This window comes from Flavitalea plasmicola, assembly GCF_030546645.1.
Taxonomy (GTDB): domain Bacteria; phylum Bacteroidota; class Bacteroidia; order Chitinophagales; family Chitinophagaceae; genus Puia.
Map to the genome: position 1 here is coordinate 807331 of NZ_JAUOTO010000005.1, position 21687 is coordinate 829017.

Genomic DNA, 21687 nt, shown 5'->3' on the forward strand with positions numbered 1-21687 from the left:
GATAAACCCTGATCCCTGCAATAAAAATATTAGTCTACTTAATATATAGGGTTATATATTTGCAGTCGGAAAACAAATTGAGTCACTAAATGAACTGTTATGAAGCAACTGCTAACCGGGACCATGCCGGAGAAGCATGGATTATGGATCGCCGGACTAATGCTTATCTTTTTTTCTTTCTCCTCTCCCGTACAAGGGCAATCTAACAAAGTAAATGGCGTCGTGATCAGTAAGGCCGATAGCCTGCCGTTGCAAGGCGTCACCGTTGCAGTGAAAGGGACCAAACGAGCCACCGTAACCAACATCGAAGGGAAATTCGAGATAACGGCTTCACCTGGAGAGGTCATTCAATTCAGCTTCATCGGGTATACGCCCCTGGAATTGCCAGCCGGCGCAGAAGGACCGCTGCAAGTGTCGCTGGAACAGGCGAAGGGCGCCTTGAATGAAGTAGTGGTGACGGCGCTGGGGATCAGCCGGCAAAAAAAGTCATTAGGATATGCCGTGCAGGAGCTGAAGTCGAAGGACATTTCCGAGACGTCCGAACCGAACCTGGTCAATACATTGGAAGGCAAGGTGGCCGGGGTTCGCGTGACGAACAGCCAGGGCGATATGGGGTCATCGCGCATCGTCATCAGGGGCGAGACTTCCATCTCGGGCTATAACCAACCCTTATTCGTCATCAACGGTTTCCCTGTCGACAATTCGCAACTGGGCGCGGGCGGATCGAGGGATTTTGCGAATTCCATCTCGGACGTCAATCCCAGCGATATCGAGTCCATCAGTTTTTTGAAAGGACCGAATGCCGCGGCGCTGTATGGTTCCCGCGCCGCACATGGCGTGGTGCTGATCAAGACAAAGAGTGGCCGGAAGAAAAAAGGCCTGGGGATCACCGTGAATTCCAACACGACTTTCAGCAACCTGCTGACCTTGCCGAAATACCAGAATGTTTTTGGGCAGGGCGCCAATGGCGAGTTCAGCTATAAGGATGGCGCCGGCGGCGGCGTCAATGACAACGTGGATGAGAGCTGGGGACCGAAGATGAACGGACAGATGATCCCGCAGTTCTTTGACGGTACGCCACAGCCTTTTGTGCCGCATCCCGACAATGTGAAGAGCTATTTCAAGACGGGGGTCAGCTATAACAATGGGGTGGCCTTCGGCGATGCGGGAGAGAAATATGACTATCGCTTCTCCGCGAATACGCAGAAGATGTACGGCGTCATTCCCAACAGCGACCTGGGAAGGAATAATTTTTCGCTGAATACGACCTTGAAGCTGGATCCAAAGCTGACCTTCACGGCCAATGTCAATTATGTGCAGACCAGCGCAGGGAATGTGCCCGGGTCCGGCGGCAAACGCGCCACCAGCACCATGCTGCAATTCATCTGGATGGGAAGGCAGGTGGATATGAACAAGCTGCGGGACCATTACTATAGTACGGGCAGCCCATTGAACTGGAATAATTCTTATTACAGCAATCCTTTCTTTGTTGCTGAGCAGAACACGGTGGGTCAACGCCGGGACAGGATCATCGGCAATGTCGGTCTGAGCTATAAGATCACCAGCGAGCTGACGGCCAACCTGAAGGCGGCTACCGATTATTACACGGACCGCCGCAAGCTGCGGATCGCGTATGGCACCAGCGGCACGCCGTTCGGGTCTTACGAAGAGGACGCCTATACCGTGAGAGAGGCCAATACGGAATTCACATTGAACTACAACAAGAAGCTCAGCAGCGACTTCGCGCTGGAAGTGCTGGGCGGTACGAATATACGCACTGCCTCTGTAGAGCAGAATGACCAGAAGGCGCCCAAGCTGGCGGTGGCAGGACTATATACCCTCACCAATTCCCGGGACCCCCTGGTGTCGCTGAATAATTTTTCCAAGCTGAAGACCTATAGCATCTTCGGATCGGCGCAGCTGAGCTTCCGCAATTATGCATTCCTGAATTTCACCAGCCGCAACGATTGGGCTTCCACCTTACCTATTCAGAACCTGTCCTATTTTTATCCGTCGGTGAGCGCCAGCCTGGTGCTGTCGGATGCATTCGATATCAAGAGCGATGTGCTCAGCTATGCGAAGATCCGTGGCGGCTGGTCGAAAGTCGGGGCGGAGGCGGGAGCTTATCAGCTGAACAATACCTTTCCCTTTATCACACCTACTTTCGGCACCTATCCTCAGCTGACGGCAGGCGCAGTGGATCTCAACTCCACGCTGAAGCCCGAGATGACGACGGCTTCAGAAATAGGTGCGGAAGCGGGCTTCTTCAACAACCGCGTACGGCTGGACCTCAGCCTGTACCACAGCAGCAGCTACAACCAGATCCTGAATGTGGATGTCAGCACCACCACGGGCTACAAACAAAAGCTCATCAATGGCGGTCGCCTGAACAACAAAGGCATCGAAGTACAATTGGGCGTCACACCCGTGAAGACGGCGCATTTCACCTGGGACATCAATGCGAACTATGCGTCCAACCGCAGCAAGCTGATCTCCCTGGACGAGCAGGGAAAGCTGCAGACCTATTCCCTGGGCAATGACGGCACGATCCAGGTGGTGGCGCCAGTAGGAGGCGCTTATGGCAGCCTGTATGGTACGGCGTTCCTGCGGAATGCACAGGGCCAGATCATCGTGAATGACGACGGGTCGCCCGCCGCCAATCCCACCAACAAGATCCTGGGTAAGTATACACCGGACTGGCTGGGCGGCGTCACCAATACTTTTACCTATGATCATCTTTCGCTGAGCGTGCTCATTGACGGCAGCTTTGGCGGATCGCAATATTCTTCCACCAATGCGACCGGATCTTATACGGGCGTGCTGGCTTCGACCCTGCCGGGCAGGGATGCCGCACATGGCGGACTGTCCTACTATTATCCCGGGAATGACAATTCGGTCGCGCCCGTGGCAGGGACGGCAGGTCCCGCGGGTGAGAAGGTGTATGATGACGGCATCATCTTCAAAGGCGTGACCCAGGATGGGAAAGCGAATAAGTCTATTACGCCGGCTTCGCAGTATTATAAGAACCTCAACAATTTCGACGAGGCGTGGATCTACAGCTCTTCCTTTATCAAGCTGCGGGAAGTCAGGCTGGGCTACGACTTACCGGCCAGGTGGCTGCAGCCGATCGGGTTTGCCGGAGCCACGGTGACATTGGTGGGACGCAACCTTTGGATCATCCATAAGAAAGTACCCAATGTGGATCCCGAGACGGCGTTCAATACGGGGAATGCACAGGGCCTGGAGGACCTTAGCCTTCCTGGTACCCGGAGCTATGGAATCAATGTGAACTTTAAATTTTAATCCAAGATGAGAAAGATATATATAATCGTTGCGTTGGCCATTGGGTTCGCCTCCTGCAAGAAAGAGCTGGCAAAGGTCAACAAGAACCCTAACGGGACCGAGAACCCGCAGCCTGATTATCTGCTGACGGCCGCTGAAAAACTGACGGCGGACACCTACTGGGGCGTGGACAATAATATGAATGCTTCCCTCCTGTTCATCCAGCATTGGGCGAAGATCCAGTATACAGACCCCGATCGCTATATTTTGAACAACGGCAGCTTTGTCACCTTGTGGAATACTTTGTACGGGCAGAGCATTACGGACCTCAACCAGGTGCTCTCCATTGCCGCCAACCAGCAGAACAACAACTACAAGGGCGTGGCGCTCACGCTGCGCGCCTGGGCTTTCCAGCTGCTGACGGACGCTTATGGGGATATCCCTTACAGGCAGGCGGGCAATATCGACAGTTTTGTAACCCCCGCCTACGATACGCAGGAGGATGTATATAAGGGACTGCTGGCCGACCTGAAAACGGCGCAGGCAGCGCTGGATCCTTCGGGGCCCGCCATCCAGGGCGATCCTATCTACAGCGGGAAGATCGAACGCTGGAAGAAATTTGCCAACTCCCTGCGCCTCCGTATCGCGTTGCGTATTGCGGATCGTGATCCCGATGTGGCACAGCAGGTCTTTACGGACATACAGGCAGAGGGCGGCACGTATATCGCCAGCAATGACGAGATCGCACAGCTGGTGTACCTGAGCTCTCCCAACCAGAACCCTGTGAGCAATATTTTCGACACGCGCCAGGATTACCGCATCAGCAAAACCATCGTGGACAGGCTGGCGGCATTGAATGATCCCCGCCTTCCCGTATATGCCACCGTCACGGACGATGCGCCGCATGGGTATGTAGGGGTACCCAATGGACTGCTGACGGCCGATGCCAATAGCCTGGGCCTTAGCAAGACGTCGAAGCCCGGCGCTTATTTCCGCGCGCCATCCGCGCCTGCCGTCATCGTCAGCTATGCCGAAGTGCTGTTCGATCTTTCGGAAGCCGTCTCCCGTGGATTTATCACGGGTGATGCGGCGGACCTTTATAAGCAGGCGGTGCTGGCCAGTCTGGCGCAATACGGGATAACGGATGCCACCGTGACGGCCAACTATCTCGCGCAGGGTTCCGTGCAGTATGATGCGGGCAATTACAAGAAGTCCGTTGGCGAGCAGAAGTGGATCGCGTTGTTCGGGCAGGGATTGGAGGCTTTTGCAGAGTGGAGAAGGCTGGATTACCCGCAGCTGGCGCCGGCCGTGGCAGGGACGCTGGGAGGGAAGATGCCTTTGCGGTTCATCTATCCGGGTTCCGAACAGTCACTGAATGGAGCGAACTACACGAAGGCGGTGGAGCACCAGGGGGCTGACCTGCTGACGACGAAATTGTGGTTCGATAAGAACTAGTCAAGTACATAGATTATACAAAAGAGCGGCCGACCGGCCGCTCTCTCCCAGATTGACGAAGTTAATCTGGACATAAATGGGAAAGAGGGTGTCTCGATTTTTTACCTTTGAGACACCCTCTTTTCGTACCTTTAGGTTGCATGGCGGAGGAAGGCATCCAAATAAAAGAATGGCAGCAACGGATTGCATTGTACGAGGACATGAAGGCCTATGGTCAGCTGTACGACCATTTATTCGACGGGCTCCACCGCTTCTCCTATGCCTTTGTCAAATCCAGCGAAGTAGCCGAAGAGATCGTATCGGATGTATTCATCAAGCTGTGGCAGATACGCAATCGCCTCCATGAGATAGCCAACCTGAAAGTATACCTGTATGCCATTGCCCGCAACCTTTGCCTGAACTATATCAACCGCGACTATAAGAGCCCGGCCATCAGCCTGGACGAGGTCGAACCCGAGACGATGATCGAGGTGGGAGATCCCGAAGAGATCTGCATTTCGGCCGACACGCTGGAGGCTATCCGCGCGGTGATCCGGCAGTTGCCCCCGCAATGCCGCGTCATTTTCCAGTTGGTGAAGGAGGAAGGGATGAAATACAAAGAGGTGGCGGATGTGCTGCATATCTCTCCCCTGACCGCCCGCAACCAGGTGGCTATCGCCACGAAAAAAATAATAGAATTGTTGCCGGCCTATCTCAATGTCCGGTGAGCGACCGGATCAGGGCCGTCTCCTTTGGATCATAGGGTCTGCCATCGGGTCGGAAGATCTCATGGAACCATAATTTCGGCTCGGCCCCATCGGGCATGGGCGTATCCCAGGCATATTTTGTATTCGTCTTCCCTGCCACGAGGCCCCAGTTGATGGCGGCTATATGTTCCCGTTGTAACATGGGCATCGTATTGGCAAAGGTGCTGTTGCGGGGACGGGCCATGTATTCCGTGCAGATCAGGGGGCGGCCATAGGGTTTCAGGGTATCGATGGTGCGTTGGTGTTCTTTCGGCGGCTGGTAATCATGATAGGTGATCACGTCCGAGCTGGCAAGCTGGTAAGTATTCAGCTCATGCAGGTCCTTGCTCCATACCCCAGCCGACAGGGGCTGGTCGGGACCCGCCTCCCGGGCCCATTGGAAGACTTTTTCCAGCAGGGGCAGGCTCTTATTGCCGTAGCCGGAGTTGCCGGGCTCATTGTAGAGATCCCACAGGAGAATGCGCTTGTCGTGCCGGAAAGTATTTAGTATGTCTTTGACGTAGGTTTCCAGGGTATCTGCGAGTTTTGGCTCGTCATACAGCAACTGGCCCGGGTCGCGGATCCAGCCGGAGTTGTGGATGCCGGGTTTGGGAGCGGGTTGGGCGCCGGCCTGATAGGTAGGGTTCCAGCAGTCATCGAAGAAAACGAAGATGGTGACGATATGATGACGGGCAGCGATCCGCAGGTATTGGCCGATGCGGGCTTTGAAGCCTTGGGGGTCCTCCTGCCAGGCAACATGATGGAGGAATACGCGCATGCAGTTGAGCCCGATGGAGGCTGCCCAGCCTAGTTCCTTATTGATGGTGACCGTGTCGAAAGTAGGCGCCTGCCACATCTCCAGCTGGTTGATGGCCGTACTGGGAATGAAGTCGCAGCCGCGGAGCCAGGGTTTTGCGGCATACCAGGTATTGGCTTTGGCAGGCGACCAGGTGGGACGTTGGGCTTGAGTCGTGGTGGCCGCCACCAGTAGCGTAAAAAGAATGAGGTTTGTTATTTTCATGCGTTTTATTATTCGCCGGAAGGCTTGGTGATGGGTGTATTGATCTTTGCGGGCGTCCCAAAATTGGGCGTGCCGTCTGTATTCCACGTGAAGGGCTGCATCCGGGGACTGCGTGCATCGCCACAGCCTTGACCTGCCTGCGCGTTGGCGTGGTAGAGGATCCATTGCTGTTTGCCGTCGCGGGACGTGAAGAAGCCGTTGTGGCCTGGCGCATAGGCGCCGTTGCTCACCTGGGAGCTGAATACGGGATTGGGAGATTTTGTCCAGTCGGCGGGGTTCAGCGGATCACCACCGGTCTTCAGCGTCAGCAGGCCCAGGCAGTAATTGTCCGTCCAGCAGCCACTGGCCGAATAGGTGAGGAACAGCTGGCCGCTGGGGTTGATGAGGGCTTCCGGCCCTTCATTCACCGCGGGTGGGGCGCCGGCTTTTTCCCAGCTGAGTGTGGGCGAGGAGATGAGGACGCGCTTACCCGTGATGGTGACAGGATCCGACAATTTTGCGATATAAAGATCCTGTTCCGTGTTGGCGCCGGCCTGCCATCCGGACCAGACGAGATACAGCTGACCGTTGTATTCGAAGGCGGAGGCGTCGATGGCCCATCGGTCGTCGGTGGTGTCGGCTACCTTGCCTTTAAAGGTCCAGGCGCCTTGTGTCGGGACGGCCGCGTCATTTTCCAGTACATAGATCCGGTGGTTGTCATTGTTGCCGTCATCCGCCGCGAAATACAGGTACCATTTATTCTGAAAGCGGTGCAGCTCCGGCGCCCAGAGCTCTTTGGAATAAGCGCCGGAAACGGGCGGTGTCCAAACAGTGGTGATGGTGGCTTTGGACAGGGCGGACATTTTAGACGTGGAATAGATCGCCAGGCGATTGCCCAGCGTATGCATGTAATAATACATCGTGTCCTGCTGGATCACCCAGGGGTCGGGACCGCTGGACAGGAGCGGGTTGGTGAATGTAGTGTCAGGGTTGGTGGGCGGCGGGTTGTTGGTCGTTGAGCTGCCGCTCTTGCCACACGCTGTAATGGTTAGTGTGATGCTGATGATCAGGAGGCGGAATAAGATAGTCATATGATGGGGTGTGATTAGGAGCGTGCGCTTTGGGGCGCACGCTCGCTTGATGGATCAGTAACCAGGATTTTGTTTAAGGTTCGGGTTGATATCGAGGTCATATTGCGGGATGGGCATAAACTCATCCCGATTCTTTTTGAAATTTGCGAAGCCGGCGTCGCGGGAGGAAAGGCCCGTGCCCAGGTCGCCCCAGCGGGCGAGGTCTTCGAAGCGATGGCCTTCGCCAGAGAGCTCCGTGATGCGTTCGTGCTTCAGCTGCAGAAGGAAATCGGATTGGCTGAGACCGGGTTTGGCGACCGTGAGCGTTGCCAGCCCTGCCCTTGCCCGCACAGCGTCGACATATTTATATGCGGCGCCCGTTTGGCCTTGTGCATTGAGGGCTTCGGCATACAGCAGCAGGACGTCGGCGTAGCGGATATAACGGTAGTTATTACCCGAATGGAAGACCTCGCCGGTCATGGTGGCGTCGTCCAGCTGTTTGCGAAAACAGACTTCGGTGATATTGCCGTGCTGGATGCTGGGGTCTGTCTGCAGGCCCAGCGAATTCCAGGTCCTCCCGAAAGCAAGGCTGAAATCGGGACCTTTTTCGTCCGTGCTGTCATACAGGTAGGTGGCCGCCAGCCGGGGATCGCGTTTGTTGTCAGTGGTCTTTTCCTGCAGGAACTCCCAGACCGTCCAACGGCGGGCTTGCCCGTCCGTGAAACCCACCGGCGAAGGAGCGAAGAAAGGAGGAATGGAAGTGCCATAGTTCAGGTTGTCCGATCCTGTGGCGGCATCGTCATCATGGTTGTCGTTTGGATTAGCCGCGTTCTGCCATTCAAAAACGGATTCCGCGTTGTTTTCCGCCGTTTCGATGAAGTTGTTGCGATAGTCGGGAACGAGGCTGTACAGGTTCTTGCCATCCCCTTCCACCAGCCATTGGAATGCCGCCTGGGCCTGAGCGTATTTCTTTTGCTGCATATAAGCCTTACCCAGCAGGGCATAGGCCGCGCCTTTTGTTACGCGACCGGCATTGCCAGCATCATAGGAGACGGGCAGGTTGGCGGCGGCATCGGCAAGATCCGCTTCGGCCCTTTCGAAGACGCTGTCCTGCGAAGACGTGGGCGGAAAGTCCTGCGGCGTGGGGGAGTGCAGCATGATGGGCACATTGCCGTAGATGGTAGCTAAGTTGTAATAGAAGAACCCCCGGAAGAATTTGGCTTCACCCAACAGCTGCTGTTTGAGGGCCGCGTCCATCGCGACACCGGGAACATTGTCCAGCACCTGGTTGGCCCGGTTGATGCCTACATAGTCGTCCTGGTACACGCTGGTGACCAGATAGTCGTTGAAGTCAGTAATATTGAAAGCGTCGTAAATATTGATGATGGCCGGATTGGGGCTGGTGCTGTATCCTTCGTCGCTGCGGATCATGGTCATGAAATACAGCCAGCGGGAGAGCCCTTCGCGGTGAAGGGTGCTGTAGATGGAATTGACACCCTGCTGGGCATCGGCGGCGTTCTTCCAGAAATTCTGTTTGGTGACGTGGTTGGGATCGACGATGTCCAGGTCTTTTTTACAACCGGCCGCCAGGAAGCAGAGGAGTGATGTGAGATATATTAATTTTTTCATGGTAATTTTTTTGGGCATTGTTTAAAAATCGAATTGTACGCCGGCGGAAAGCACGCGGTTGGGCGGCCAGTTGCCGTTGTCAAATCCTCTTTGCAGAATGCCATTGCCCTGAACGTCGGGGTCCATGCCTTTATAGCCAGTAAGCGTCAGCAGGTTCTGACCGCTGATGTATACCCTTGCGTTGGAGATGCCCGTGTTGCCCAGTGTTTTTTTCGGGAAGGAATAGCCCAGCTCGATATTACGGATGCGGACATAGCTGCCATTCTCCAGCCAGCGGCTGGTCTGCGCCATATTATTGATGGCGACGGTGGGATCGCTGGCTACGTCCACTGCCAGGCGGGGATCCTTGCCATTCACGTTGGTCGTGGACCAGGGATCGACGTCTTTCCTGAAGTTGGTGAGCTGGTAGCCGTCCAGCACGCGGCGGATGTCGTCATAGATCTTATAACCGAAGACGCCCACCACCTGGATGCCCAGCGTGAAGTGGTGGTAGCTGGCGTTGAACTGTACGCCTGTCTGCAACGTGGGCCAGGGGCTGCCGATGTATTGCCTGTCCTTGTTGTCGATGGACCCGTCCCCATTGGCGTCCGCATATTTTACGTCGCCGGGTTTGGCATTGGGTTGGATCACCTGCCCTGCTTTGTTCTTATAGTTGTTGACCTCGTCCTGGCTGTGGAAGATGCCCAGGTCGCGGATCATGTACCACTGACCGATGGAACGGCCCACCTGGGCGCGGATGAAGTTGGTGGGTTCCAGGTAGTCGACCTTATTGCCGGCGGCGTCCGTACCCTGGTTGCCAACGGAGAGCACTTTGTTGCTGATGGTGGTCAGGTTGCCGGAGATCTGCCATTTGAAGGGGTGTTCATTACTGCGCCAGGTGGCGGAAAGCTCGATGCCCTGGTTGCGGATGCTGGCGGCGTTGACGATGGTGCCTGCGTTAACGCCCAGGTAAAGGGGCGCCGGAATACTGACGATGATATCCTTTGATTGTGAATTGTACAAGTCCACAGACAGGGAAAGGCGGTTGTTCAGCATATTGGCGTCGAAGCCCACATTCTTTTCAATGCGTGTCTCCCAATGGATGTCGGGATTGGAGAGGATCGATTGATATTGGCCTACGAAGGGCGACTGGGCCGTGCCATAGATGGCGCGGGGGCTGTTGTTCAGCACGGCAAGGTAAGGCCAGGAAGTGTAGGCGTCCAGGCTGCTGCTGATGCCCAGCTTGCCATAGGAGCCCCGCAGCTTCAGGTCGTCGATCCACGAGACATTGAAAAAGCTTTCCTTGCTGATGCGCCAGGCGGCTGCCGCCGAGGGGAAGAAGCCGGTCCTGTCATTGGGCCCAAAACGGGAGTCCTGGTCCACGCGGCCCGTGAGGGTTAGCAGATATTTATCGTTATAGGCATAGTTGATGCGGCCCAGGTAGCCGTGCTGCCGCCAGAATACGGAGGTGCCGCTGGCCGCGGTGGGAGTGCCATTGGCGGAAGAGATGGTGCCCAGGTACTGGCCATTGGCCAGCTGGAGATTGCTTCTGCCGGCGGTGGTGTATTCCCTTTGCTGCTGTGTGCGCGAGAAGCCCGCTACGGCGCTGATGGCGTGGGCGCCGAAGGTCTTGTTAAAGTTGAGGGTATGTTCCAGCAGGAAATTCGTGAAGGTCTCACGGTCTTCGCTCACGCTGGTATTGGGCGGCTGGTTATTATACCGCCAGATGCCCGTGTCCCGGAGCTCTTTTGTATAGTCGAAGCTCACTTCCGCGCCCATATTGAAGCGATAGGACAGCCAGTCTGTGAATTTCAGCTCCGCATAGGCATTGCCGATGACCTTTGCGAAATTGTTATGGGTTTTGTCGAGGGCGGCATTGGCGACATAGTTGCTGGCATAGGAGGGCAGGTCGTTGGTGCCCATGCCCCAGCCACCGGGGTTGGAAGGGATGCCTTTATACTGATCGCCCCGGATGCCGATGATGGGCAGCATGCTGGGGGACTCATAGAAAGCGTTGACGCCGCCGCCGGGATAATGACCCCAGCTGTTGCTGAGCACCATGTTCTCCCCGAAGGTGAAGCGGCCTTTGCGCGCCTCGGTATTGATGCGGAGGCTGGCGCGCTGGAAGTCATTGCCGATGAGGATGCCTTCGTTCTTATAATAGCTGCCGGAAAGCAGATAGGAGCTGGTAGCCGAGCCGCCGGAGATGCCCAGGTTATAGTCCTGCCAGCTGCCTGTGCGGGTGACGGCGTCCTGCCAGTCCGTGTTGATGGTGTTGTTGGCTACCTGGGCGGCAACGCCGGAGGGGAGGTTGATACCGGAATTGGCATATTCTGTTTTTACTGTTTGCAGGTACTGAGGGGCGCCCATCACGTCCCATTTTTTCGGCAGGTTCTGCATACCATATTTAGCGGAGGCGGTGAATTTCGCGGGCCCTTCCTTTCCTTTTTTGGTCGTAATGATGATGACCCCGTTGCCTGCACGGGAGCCGTAGATGGCGGCGGCGCTCGCGTCCTTCAGGATCTGCACGCTGGCCACGTCGTCGGGGTTGACGGTGGTATTGGCATCTGCCAGCATGCCGTCGATGACATAGAGGGGGTCGCTGCTGGTGAAGCTGCCTACGCCCCGGATCTCGACTTTGGAATTGGCGCCGGGGGAGCCGCTGTTGCGGACCGTGACGCCGGGGACCAGCCCCTGGATGGATTCGCCGACAGAACCTGCCGATACCTGTCGGGCGTCGGACATGTTGACCACGCCGGTGGCGCCTGTGAGGTCCTTTCTCTTCACCGTTTGGTAGCCGATGACGACGGCTTCGTTGAGATTGAAGATCTCTTCCTTGAGGCGGATGGTCCAGTCGGTGCGACCCCTGACCGGGATCTCCTGGGACTGATAGCCAATGTACGTGAATACGAGGGTAGCTTCCGCGCCGGTGACCTGGAGCGAGAAGGTGCCGTCATCCCGTGTGGCCGTGCCGTTGTTGGTGCCTTTTTCCAGGATAGTGACCCCGGACACGGGCTCGCCTTTGGCGTTGAGCACTTTACCGGTGATAGGCTGCGAGGCGGGCGGTTCGTCGTTTTTCGGGCTGGCGTCCGGCGTGATGACGACCAGGTTCTCGCTGAGCTGGCGATAGCGTAAAGGCGTGCTGGCCAGCAGGATATGCAGAACCTCGTCCAGGCTGGCATTCTGCACCTTGATGGTGATGCGCTGGTCTTTGGGGAGGATGTCCTCTTTGTATACAAAATGGAAGAAGCCCTGGTTTTCGATGGCTTTCAATGCTTTTTTGAGCCCCACATTCTCCAGCCGGAGGTCAATGCCTTTCTGACCGTAGGTTTTGGCAAGGGCCTGGGTGGAGAAAGCGAAAAGGAGGAGAATGGCAATTTTCGTCATCAGCAGGTATTTGATGAATGAGCTGTGCGCGCAGGAATGTGCGCAACATCTACAATTTTTCATACTTTAGTGTTGATAGTAAATGATGGGATGGATGACCCGGCGAGGGCTATCTGTTTCTGTTGTTTATCCGGCGGGGAATGGTTGCAACATTCTCCGCTTTTTTTATGGGTTGTGCTTAGGTGATGGTGGGCATATGGGCAATTTTGGGTTTATCAATCGTTGTTTTGGTATGGTTGCGGGCGATGGGCTGGGTCAGCCTATGGCCCGATGATGACTTCGTTCTTCCGGATCGTATATTTAAAGTTACCGGCGATGCTCAGGGCTTCCATCACCTGCCGCAGATTCTCCTTTTCGAAATAGGCATTCAGGCGGAGGCTTTTCAGCTTCTCATCAGGGATGGTGACCGTGATGCCAAACCAGCGCTGCATCTGGAGCGCCACGTCCTCCAGGCTGGAGTTGTCGAAAGCCAGGCAGTTCTTTGTCCATAGGATCTCCGTGATACTGCTGTCCTTTTTCTGAAAATGTACTTTGCCCACGGTGATCAGCGGCGCATCGGGGTTTCCGGCCGCTATGGGCTGGCTGGTGCTGAGATTGACCTGGTCATTGTGGACCGTCAGCTTTTCATTGGGTTTTAGAATAATTCGTTTGTCGGGTGTGTTATGCAGCGTCACTTCGACGGCGCCCTGCAGGAGGTCTGTCTCGGTGGTTCTTTCATTATCATACGAGCGGACATTGAAGGCGGTGCCCAGTACTTTTATATCGATCGTTTTCGTGTGAATGAGGAAGGGACGATGCGGATCTTTTGCCACGTCGAAGTAAGCTTCTCCGGAGAGCTGGATGTCGCGGGTGTCGCCCGTGAAATCTTCGTTATAGGTGAGGCGGCTGTCTGCATTCAGGACGACGGAAGTGCCATCCGGCAGCGTGAGCCTGGAACGTGCGCCGGGGTTGGTGGTGACGGTTTTGGTGATGGGTGGGTTTTTCGGGGTGTTGATGACTGGGCGGATAAGGAGGATGGCCCCGGCCAGGGATGCGGCGACGGCGGAGGCGATGAATAGTTTGCGGAGGCGGGGCTTGCGGGTGGTTTTGGTTAGTGTGGTTTGTATGGTTTGTGTGGTGCTGGTAGTTTGTCCAGTGCTGGAGGTTTGTGCGGCGCTGGTGGTTTCTGCGGTTTGCCCGGCCTGTGTGGTATTGGTCGGCAAGGCATTGGCATCGATGTGGGCGGTAAGCCTTTGAAGATGCCGTTGATACGCATCTTCTTTTTTGGTCAGACCTTGTTGTTTTGAAAGCCAGATGCGGCGCAGGGCAGTCCATTTCGACTCCCATTCCGGATGGTTTCGGAGCAGCGCCTCCAGCTCTTCCCGTTCGGAAGGGGAGGCTTCTCCGGAGAGGTAGAGGCTGGCCAAAATAGTGAACCTTTCTTCCTGCATACGCTAAGTTGTACAGGAAAAGACACCGTTTTGGAAGAGGGGGAACCAAGGGAAAGGAAATATTTTTTTGACGAGAGGGTGGGATGGGGTAAGTTGCGGGTTTTGATATGGACCAGGAACTGTTGGATAATATTAAGGATTTGCTGTCGGACGTCCCGTCCGGCCGGGTGCTTTCGCCTTCCGAGGCGGAGGGGTTGTTGGCGCGGCTGGCATCGGCGTACGAGCTGGAGGTGCAGGAGCTTTTTCCCTGGAAGCTGGCCGGCGCACGTGCAGTATATGCCTATGATCTGCCTTCCAGCTGGGAGCTGCTGTTTCCCCCTTTGCTGGATCTGTTCCAGGAGGAAGTGTACCTGGCGGTGACGAATGAAGAGGGGTACCCCTGGGCTGTGGTGGCGATGCCATTGGCGTATGTGGTGGAGTTGGTGCTGGAGCTGCCTTATTTCGAGTATTTTATTTTTGATGAGGGGATGGACCGGGTGGTGTATGATACGCATCAGGAGATGCTGGCAGTGTTTGGGAAGTAAAGCTTCGGGAAGGGTTTAAATATCCGGCGCTATCTCGTCAGGAAAAAGAAAAGAAGACGACCTGTTGATAAGGCTGTTTTTCCCTATTACAAAACAATAGGTGGCTGCGGGGATATTGTAAAATGTCAACTCCTGCATTTGCACCCGTTCAAATTTATCGATGCTGGTGACCAACGCATTGTCCAAGCCGTTTTGTCTGCAATATCTTATTAAGGATTTGAGCTTTCCTGGTGACTTTACGTATTGATTACTCCATTTCACTTCCAATGCCCAATACGGCTTTTGCTCGGGACTTACCACGACAATGTCTACTTCGCCGCCTGTCCATGCTGCAAAATGCAATGGAATGTTGCCTTCATGAAGCCATTGGGCCACAATGGCTGTTTCCGCCATTTGTCCAAAATGATCATCTGTTGGTCCAATGGGAGCGAAAAGGGCACATCGCATGCTTGGATTGGTGAGATAGATCTTAAATCTGCTGGCACGTTGAAACTTTTTGGTATTTATTCCTACGGGATATAATATTTTTATCAAAAAGGCTGCTTCCAGGTATTCTATGTATTTGCGGATGGTGAGCTTGTCCACGCCTGATTCCTGCGATAATCCTTCCAGGTTAAATTCGTTACCGCTGTTGTAAGCGATGACATTAAAGAGGGAGTTCAATTCCTGGACATCTCTTATACCGTACAGACTGGGGAGATCTCTTAATAAAACTTTATCAATGATATCACTTCGTACGAACTTTCCCGGGTCTTGCTGAATCTTCTCGTTTAAAACAACTTCAGGATAACCCCCGAAATTGATATATTGAAGGAAATGTTCGTTTAGGGTTTGCCAGTCGCTTGTCGACGGGAATACCGGGGCGTCACTTTCTTCTGCAGCAGGGAATGTGATCAAATAGGATAGGTCCTTAAGATGTAAATACTCCTGAAAAGTGAGGGGAGGAAGCATGAACTCTGTGAACCGACCGGCGCCAGATTCATTGCTTTTGAGTTTTAAGGCGGCAGCTGCGGAGCCTGACACGATAAATCGATTGGAAGATGGGTATACATCCACCATCGACTTTAAATGTATTTCCCAGTTCTTCAGGTATTGTATCTCATCGAAGATGATATAAAAATCGTTGTTGCTTCTGTCATTTAATGCCTTCTGGCATAGACCGAATAATTCTTCTAAAGCAATGTTATTATATATAGGAGCATCAATGCTTAAGAAACAGATCTTTTTTGCGGGTGTTCCTTCATTGATCAGGCGCTGTACCAATTGAAGCAACATGACCGTTTTTCCTACCCTTCGTGTCCCCATCAAAACGGTGGCTCTTTTGATCTGCCGTTGCGTATTTAGCCGATAAAAAAGCTCAAAATAAAGTCTGGGCTTATATCCTTGAAAGTCCGAAGGAATAAGGCCCGTATCCCACCATGGGTTTTCCAGGCGGATACGCTTAATGATCAGATCTTCAGCAAATGAGCGAAGTTTTGCCATATAAGACTAAATAAATAAACTTATTTATGAGTAAAAATAATAAATAAGCATATATTTTTATTCTTATTTTGACTTTTCTTTGTAAGAAATTGATTATAAGATAAGTAAAGCCTTTAAATAATGCGATTTGCCCTGCGAAAAACAAAAAGGCCAGCTTTTCGGCCGGCCTCGGGATACTATTTTTTATCTATAAAATGATCAGATCGCAGTGACATTTTCCCCTTCAGGACCATCCCCTTCCGCTGCATGACGCCCTCTGTCCCATCCCTGCCGTCCACCAGGACCTTCATGACCTTCGCGGCCTTCGTGTCCAAATCCATGCCTGTGCTGCATCATCTGCTCGAACTGGGTGTATTGCCCGGGGGTAAGCACTGACTTGAAGACATCCCTGCGCTTAGCCATCAATCCCTTCAGCTGCTCCATTTTTTCCTGCGGCAGCAGGTTGTCATTTTCATGAATGGATCTCAACTGCGTGCGGAGTCCTTCCTGGCCTGTCTTGATCTTCGAGACCTGGTCGTCACTGAGCTGGAGCCGGATCTTCAGTCTTTCCATGCGGGCGGCCTCTGCAACCTGCCTGTTCTCTTCGGCCATTTTTTTCCGGCGGGCTATCTGGTCTTTTTGTTGTGGCGTCAGCAGGGCTGCTGTTTTGGCGCGCTTGTCCTTTTGCAATGCGAGGAGGCCGGCCTTGTATTCCCGAAGGGTGATATTGTCTTTTTTGAAGAGGTCGGCCGACTTGTCATGGTATTCTTTATCAATGGCCATCAGCTGACGGCGTTGCCCGGGCGTATAGTGGATACCGTTGCCGTGACGACCGCGCCTGAAGCTGCCATGTTCCTGTCCGCCGAATGCCTGGCGTTCGCCGCCCTGGCCGGGGCCCCGGTGATGTATGCGATGCTGGGCAGAGTCGTTATTGCCGCTGGATTGGGCCTGGGCCATCCCGCAGGTGAGCAGGATCCCCGCTGCGAGCAGGGATGTTGTAATGAGATGTTGGGATTTTGTATGCATATTATTTATTTTATAGGATAAGACACCCGGGGTATCTGAACGTTTAAGTGTCCTGAGTCGTAAATACCGTGAAAATGGGAAGGTTCACCGAAAAAGAGAGGTGTGGTAAGCGGGTGAAATGTAGCGCTATGTAGGGCGAGACGTGTGCAACTGTGAACAGCGATAGTATCAATTCCGGACAGATGAAGCACGGAGGTTGTAAAATATGTCATTGACAGTCAATTGCATGAGAATCTGGCAAATAGATTGATCGAATGTTGGACACACCACATAAAAGTACCGCATGCTGATAAACTATTTAAAAACGACGATCCGGGCTATCCGGAAGAGCCCCATTTATGGTTTATTGAATATCGCAGGTCTTGCCCTGGGCATCGCCTGCGCGGCCATGATCTTTTTATGGGTCGAAGATGAGCTGGCGTTCGACCACGCGGTGGCGAAACGGAACGAGCTGTACTCGATCCGGATGAACATCGATTATTCGGGCAGGGTCGAGAGCTTTACTTCGGTGCCTGGTCCTATGTCCAATGCCATCCGGGGGACCATACCGGGGATCGTCAATACGACCCGTCTTGGCATCGGCCGCGAGCTTTTTGGCCTGAAGGATAAAACCACGTATGAGCACGGCTTTTATGTCGACACGAGCTATTTCTCCATGACGCAGCCGACCTTTGTCAAAGGGAGCGCCGCTGGTTTTAACAATCCGCACAGCCTGGTGCTTTCGGAAACAATGGCCAGGAAGTTCTTTGGCGAGGCGGATCCGGTGGGGAAGACCCTGCGGGTCAGTAACCAGGAGGATTATACGGTACTAGGAGTGGTTAAAGATCCTTTGCAGAATGTTTCCCTTCAGTTTAGCTTTCTGGCGCCTGTAGCCAATTTTTTTGAGAAGAATGAATGGCTGAATTTCTGGGGTACCTGGGGTATTACCACCCTGGTGGAACTACAGCCCGGCACAGACGTAAACAAAGTCAATCAACAACTGACGGCCGTACTCCGGTCGAAGAACAAAGTGTATACAAATGGCGGCTGCCTCCTCTGGAGCATGAACGACTGGCATCTGTACGACAATTATACCAATGGCCAACCTGACGGAGGCGGGATCCGGTTTGTCAAACTCTTCTCTGCGATCGCGTGGATCATCCTGTTCATCGCGTGTATCAACTTTATGAACCTGGCAACGGCCAGGGCGGGGCAGCGTGTGAAGGAGATCGGGGTAAGGAAAACCCTCGGCGCGCTGAAAAATGGATTGATCGGCCAGTTCATACTGGAAGCGTTGCTCATGTCGTTTGTTGCCGTGTTGCTGGCCATTCTGCTGGTGTACCTTTTCCTGCCGGGTTTTAATGTGCTGTTCGATAAACAGCTGCGCTTCGATGTCTTCAAGCCCGCCCATCTTTACGGCCTGCTGGCCCTCGGTGTCTTTTGCGGCCTGATCGCGGGCGCCTACCCGGCTTTTTATCTTTCTTCCTTTCAGCCCGTGGCGGTCCTGAAAGGGCAGCGGATAAGTCCGGGCACAGGGGCGAGCTTTATCCGGAAGGGACTGGTGGTGGTCCAGTTTACCATCTCGGTCGCCCTGATCGTTTGTACGGTGATCATTTATCAGCAGGTGCAGCATATCAAGGACCGTGACCTGGGCTATAATAAGCAGCGGCTGCTATATATGGAAGTTCAGGGAAACATGGCAGAGCATTTTAACGCTATCAAGTCACAGCTCCTGCAGACGGGCGCCGTGGAGAACGCGGCGCTTAGCGGCAGCCCTGCACTAGCGATGTGGGGCACGGTCCCTTCCAGCCGGCTTACCTGGGAAGGCAGCGATCCGGACAATAAAATTAAGATCCATTGGGAAAGCGCTTCCCCTGAATATATTTCCACGATGGGGCTACAGTTGAAGGAAGGAAGGAATTTCAATACCGACGTATCATCAGACAGCGGGAATGTCATCATTAATGAAAGCCTGGCAAAGCTGATGGGAAAAGCCGGCCGGTTGGGGGGCATCCTTACCTATAGTGGGACGAATGTTTACCACGTGGTCGGGATCGTAAGAGATTACTTATTCAATAACATGTATGAGCAGGTCAACCCCCTGGTGTTAGCCTGCGATCCCGAGAAAAAAGGGGCCTATGGTTTTCTTGCTATCCGGCTGAGGTCCGGTGGTGATCTTTCTTCCCGTCTTGCGAAGGTGGAAGCTGTCATGAAAGCGAATAACCCGGGCTTTCCTTTCGACTATCAATTTGCCGATGAGCAGTTCGACCGGCTGTTCCGGGGCGAAAGCCGGCTCGGAGAGCTGGCGGGAGTATTCGCCGGGCTGGCGATCCTTATTTCCTGTATTGGGTTGTTTGGCCTGGCGGCCTATACGGCCGAGCGAAGGACGAAGGAATTGGGGATACGTAAGGTGTTGGGCGCTTCTGTTGCCAACCTGACTTCCCTGCTGTCAAAGGAATTCCTGCAACTAGTGGTCCTATCCTGTCTGATCGCCTTTCCCCTGGCCTGGTGGATGATGAATGTCTGGCTGGCCAACTATGCCTATCGCACGGAGATCCATTGGTGGGTATTTGGTATAGCGGGCGTCGTAGCATTGACGATCGCCATGTTGACGGTGACCTCCCAGGCGGTGAGGGCGGCCCTTTCGGATCCGGTGGAGACGCTGCGGTCTGAATGAGGTTAGTGATCCTTACCTGAATGAGGTCAATGATCCTTGCCTGAATGAGGTCAGTGATCCTTATTGGCCAGCTGGCCACAGGCGGCGTCGATGTCCTTGCCGCGGCTTTTGCGCAGCCGAGCATTCACCTTATTTTTCTCCAGGTAGGCCATAAAGCGGGCGACCGTGTCATCGTCGGGTTTGGCGAAGAGGGCGGCCTCGATGGGATTGTATTCAATGATGTTGACGAGGTCGGCGGGCACCTGGCGGTAGATCTTCACCAGCTCATCGGCATCCTTCAGGCTGTCATTGAAGTCCTTAAAGAGGATGTATTCGAAAGTGATCTCATTGCCCGTCTGTTTGTAGAAATAGTTCAGCGCATCGATGAGTGCCTTGATATTATTGGTCTCGTTGATAGGCATGATCTCGTTGCGCTTGACGTCATTGGCGGCGTGAAGGGAAACGGCCAGCTTGAATTTGACCTTGTCGTCTCCCAGTTGGTGGATCATTTTGGCGACGCCTGCCGTGGAGACGGTGATACGGCGGGGGCTCATGCCCAGACCATCGGGGGCCGTGATACGTTCGATCGCCTTTAATACATTGCGGTAGTTGAGCAGGGGTTCGCCCATGCCCATGAATACGATGTTGGACAGCTTCTTCTCATACACGCGTTCCGACTGCTGGTTGATCAGCACTACTTCGTCATAGATCTCATCATAGTCGAGGTTGCGTTTGCGCTGCATATAGCCCGTGGCGCAGAATTTACAGCTGAGCGAGCAGCCAATCTGCGAAGAAACGCAGGCCGTCTTACGTTCGTCGGTGGGGATGAGGACGCCTTCGACCAGGTGACCGTCCACCGTCCGGAAGCGGCTTTTGATGGTGCCGTCCGCCGAATATTGGGTGGCGTCGACACCCAGGGCGGGATAGCTGAAATTATCTTCCAGCAGCTGGCGGAGCTCCTTGCTGAGATTGGTCATGGCCGCAAAACCGGCGGCATGCTTTAGCCAGATCCACTCATAGACCTGCCGGGCCCTGAATTTTTTCTCTCCAAGACTTTCAAAATATTGCTCTAACTCACTGAGGCTCAGGTGTCGTATGTTCTTTTTGCCCGTATTCATCCGGCCGCAAAGGTACGACGAAGCGGGGAAATCGACATGTTAAAAATAAGAGGGCTTAAACGACCTTTCGCAGCCATATACTGCCTGGCCTGTCTTTGAAGAACAGGGGGATCTTGTCAGCATAGGTCGCCTTCATTTTTTGCTGCATATAATCCGAGAAGAACACGATCTCGAATGCATTATTGAAGAGGAGGAAATTATGGACGACATAGATCTCGTTCCAGTTGAGGCGGTGCTCGAACACCCAGTCCTGCGGGTATTCAAAAGGATAGAAGATATCGTGAATATGGATCAGGACCCCTTTGTTCAGTCGTGGCAGAACCTCCGTCATCAAATAATTTACATCGCTGCCTGTCTTGGAAACATGTGAATTATCAATGAGCAGGATATCGTTCTCTTTTAATGTGCTGAAGATCTGGGGATCCACATCCTGGACAAGATTGACCTTTACGTCCGTATTCTGATAATCCTCTTTTCGCAGGAGGCTGTTGAGGGTCATGTCCGGGTTGGGCTCGATGAAAGTAAAATGAATGCTGTTGTTCAGCAATGTATCATTGGTATCCAGCATCAGCGAAGAAGAAAATCCGGAGCCTACTTCAATAACCCTTTTAGGCCTGAAGTGCATTAATATCGAGAACAATACGAGGCCATCCGCGTGGGCATAGGTCTTGTTGTCGAAATAATATCTGTGCGAGGTCTGGTTGGGCTGGGACTTGAAAGGGATCAGTGCCGCGGCATCGCTCAGCGGCTGGATGAAGGTTTCCTGTTCGGCGTCATTGAGGTTGATACCGGGCAGTTCTTTTTTGCTATTCCAGATCTGGGCTTTCCTGGATGCTATTTCGTCGAGGTTGATCACCGGTGAATAGTAGTGTCCGGGCCTATGAAGGGAGTATCTCCTATAATAATAGGCGTAGCGGATATACGGTATTTTTGACAGGATCTTTCCCAGGAGACCTTCTTTCATAA

14 protein-coding genes are annotated in these 21687 nt (G+C 53.7%); 5 read left to right on the forward strand and 9 right to left on the reverse strand.

Annotated elements, in window-relative coordinates; translation table 11 throughout:
- Positions 1-99: 99 nt before the first annotated feature.
- From Q4E93_RS21475 to Q4E93_RS21485, 3 genes are all read left to right on the forward strand, one after another.
- A complete protein-coding gene (locus Q4E93_RS21475) occupies positions 100-3303 on the forward strand; it encodes a SusC/RagA family TonB-linked outer membrane protein (RefSeq protein ID WP_303588752.1) in 3204 nt (1067 codons plus the stop codon).
- A 6-nt stretch (positions 3304-3309) separates the two neighbouring features.
- Complete coding sequence (locus tag Q4E93_RS21480; RefSeq protein ID WP_303588754.1) at positions 3310-4737, forward strand: SusD/RagB family nutrient-binding outer membrane lipoprotein; 1428 nt, start codon at positions 3310-3312, stop codon at positions 4735-4737.
- 140 nt (positions 4738-4877) lie between these two features.
- On the forward strand, positions 4878-5444 hold the full coding sequence (locus tag Q4E93_RS21485; protein ID WP_303588755.1) for an RNA polymerase sigma-70 factor: 567 nt from the start codon (positions 4878-4880) through the stop codon (positions 5442-5444).
- On the opposite strand, the gene Q4E93_RS21490 is transcribed toward Q4E93_RS21485, so the two are convergent.
- The 5 genes from Q4E93_RS21490 to Q4E93_RS21510 all read right to left on the reverse strand — a co-directional run bounded on the left by Q4E93_RS21490 (position 5431) and on the right by Q4E93_RS21510 (position 13957).
- Entirely contained in the window at positions 5431-6483 is a 1053-nt protein-coding gene (locus Q4E93_RS21490) for a cellulase family glycosylhydrolase (protein ID WP_303588756.1), read from the reverse strand. The two genes, Q4E93_RS21485 and Q4E93_RS21490, sit on opposite strands and share 14 nt — an antisense overlap.
- Positions 6484-6491: 8 nt before the next feature.
- Positions 6492-7553, reverse strand: a complete 1062-nt coding sequence (locus Q4E93_RS21495) for a glycoside hydrolase family 43 protein (protein WP_303588758.1) — start codon at positions 7551-7553, stop codon at positions 6492-6494.
- Between the two features lie 54 nt (positions 7554-7607).
- On the reverse strand, positions 7608-9161 hold the full coding sequence (locus tag Q4E93_RS21500; RefSeq protein ID WP_303588760.1) for a RagB/SusD family nutrient uptake outer membrane protein: 1554 nt from the start codon (positions 9159-9161) through the stop codon (positions 7608-7610).
- A 21-nt stretch (positions 9162-9182) separates the two neighbouring features.
- Entirely contained in the window at positions 9183-12590 is a 3408-nt protein-coding gene (locus Q4E93_RS21505; RefSeq protein ID WP_303588762.1) for a TonB-dependent receptor, read from the reverse strand.
- Between the two features lie 197 nt (positions 12591-12787).
- Complete coding sequence (locus tag Q4E93_RS21510; protein WP_303588763.1) at positions 12788-13957, reverse strand: FecR domain-containing protein; 1170 nt, start codon at positions 13955-13957, stop codon at positions 12788-12790.
- A gap of 107 nt (positions 13958-14064) precedes the next feature.
- Between Q4E93_RS21510 and Q4E93_RS21515 the strand changes: the two genes are divergently transcribed.
- Entirely contained in the window at positions 14065-14481 is a 417-nt protein-coding gene (locus Q4E93_RS21515; protein ID WP_303588764.1) for a hypothetical protein, read from the forward strand.
- Positions 14482-14496: 15 nt separating this feature from the next.
- Here the strand turns inward: Q4E93_RS21515 and Q4E93_RS21520 are convergent, their stop codons facing one another.
- Together Q4E93_RS21520 and Q4E93_RS21525 are read right to left on the reverse strand one after the other, a co-directional pair.
- Positions 14497-15963, reverse strand: a complete 1467-nt coding sequence (locus Q4E93_RS21520; protein ID WP_303588766.1) for an ATP-binding protein — start codon at positions 15961-15963, stop codon at positions 14497-14499.
- Positions 15964-16161: 198 nt separating this feature from the next.
- Positions 16162-16968, reverse strand: a complete 807-nt coding sequence (locus Q4E93_RS21525) for a hypothetical protein (RefSeq protein WP_303588768.1) — start codon at positions 16966-16968, stop codon at positions 16162-16164.
- Positions 16969-17251: 283 nt separating this feature from the next.
- On the opposite strand from Q4E93_RS21525, the gene Q4E93_RS21530 reads away from it, so the two are divergent.
- The gene (locus tag Q4E93_RS21530) at positions 17252-19624 is read left to right on the forward strand and encodes an ABC transporter permease (protein ID WP_303588769.1); all 2373 of its coding nucleotides are present in this window, start codon (positions 17252-17254) and stop codon (positions 19622-19624) included.
- Positions 19625-19674: 50 nt separating this feature from the next.
- Here the strand turns inward: Q4E93_RS21530 and rlmN are convergent, their stop codons facing one another.
- Entirely contained in the window at positions 19675-20721 is a 1047-nt protein-coding gene (gene rlmN / locus Q4E93_RS21535; RefSeq protein WP_303588771.1) for a dual-specificity RNA methyltransferase RlmN, read from the reverse strand.
- Positions 20722-20776: 55 nt separating this feature from the next.
- Positions 20777-21685, reverse strand: a complete 909-nt coding sequence (locus Q4E93_RS21540; RefSeq protein WP_303588773.1) for a class I SAM-dependent methyltransferase — start codon at positions 21683-21685, stop codon at positions 20777-20779.
- Between the last annotated feature and the right edge of the window lie 2 nt (positions 21686-21687).

Bases quoted from the DNA above. Each gene is read 5' to 3' on its own strand.
- Q4E93_RS21510 (WP_303588763.1), bottom strand. From the start codon at position 13,957: ATGCAGGAAGAAAGGTTCACTATTTTGGCCAGCCTCTACCTCTCCGGA.
- Q4E93_RS21540 (WP_303588773.1), bottom strand. From the start codon at position 21,685: ATGAAAGAAGGTCTCCTGGGAAAGATCCTGTCAAAAATACCGTATATC.
- Q4E93_RS21515 (WP_303588764.1), top strand. From the start codon at position 14,065: ATGGACCAGGAACTGTTGGATAATATTAAGGATTTGCTGTCGGACGTC.
- Q4E93_RS21525 (WP_303588768.1), bottom strand. From the start codon at position 16,968: ATGCATACAAAATCCCAACATCTCATTACAACATCCCTGCTCGCAGCG.
- Q4E93_RS21505 (WP_303588762.1), bottom strand. From the start codon at position 12,590: ATGAAAAATTGTAGATGTTGCGCACATTCCTGCGCGCACAGCTCATTC.
- Q4E93_RS21495 (WP_303588758.1), bottom strand. From the start codon at position 7,553: ATGACTATCTTATTCCGCCTCCTGATCATCAGCATCACACTAACCATT.
- Q4E93_RS21520 (WP_303588766.1), bottom strand. From the start codon at position 15,963: ATGGCAAAACTTCGCTCATTTGCTGAAGATCTGATCATTAAGCGTATC.
- rlmN (WP_303588771.1), bottom strand. From the start codon at position 20,721: ATGAATACGGGCAAAAAGAACATACGACACCTGAGCCTCAGTGAGTTA.
- Q4E93_RS21500 (WP_303588760.1), bottom strand. From the start codon at position 9,161: ATGAAAAAATTAATATATCTCACATCACTCCTCTGCTTCCTGGCGGCC.
- Q4E93_RS21485 (WP_303588755.1), top strand. From the start codon at position 4,878: ATGGCGGAGGAAGGCATCCAAATAAAAGAATGGCAGCAACGGATTGCA.
- Q4E93_RS21490 (WP_303588756.1), bottom strand. From the start codon at position 6,483: ATGAAAATAACAAACCTCATTCTTTTTACGCTACTGGTGGCGGCCACC.
- Q4E93_RS21530 (WP_303588769.1), top strand. From the start codon at position 17,252: ATGCTGATAAACTATTTAAAAACGACGATCCGGGCTATCCGGAAGAGC.
- Q4E93_RS21475 (WP_303588752.1), top strand. From the start codon at position 100: ATGAAGCAACTGCTAACCGGGACCATGCCGGAGAAGCATGGATTATGG.
- Q4E93_RS21480 (WP_303588754.1), top strand. From the start codon at position 3,310: ATGAGAAAGATATATATAATCGTTGCGTTGGCCATTGGGTTCGCCTCC.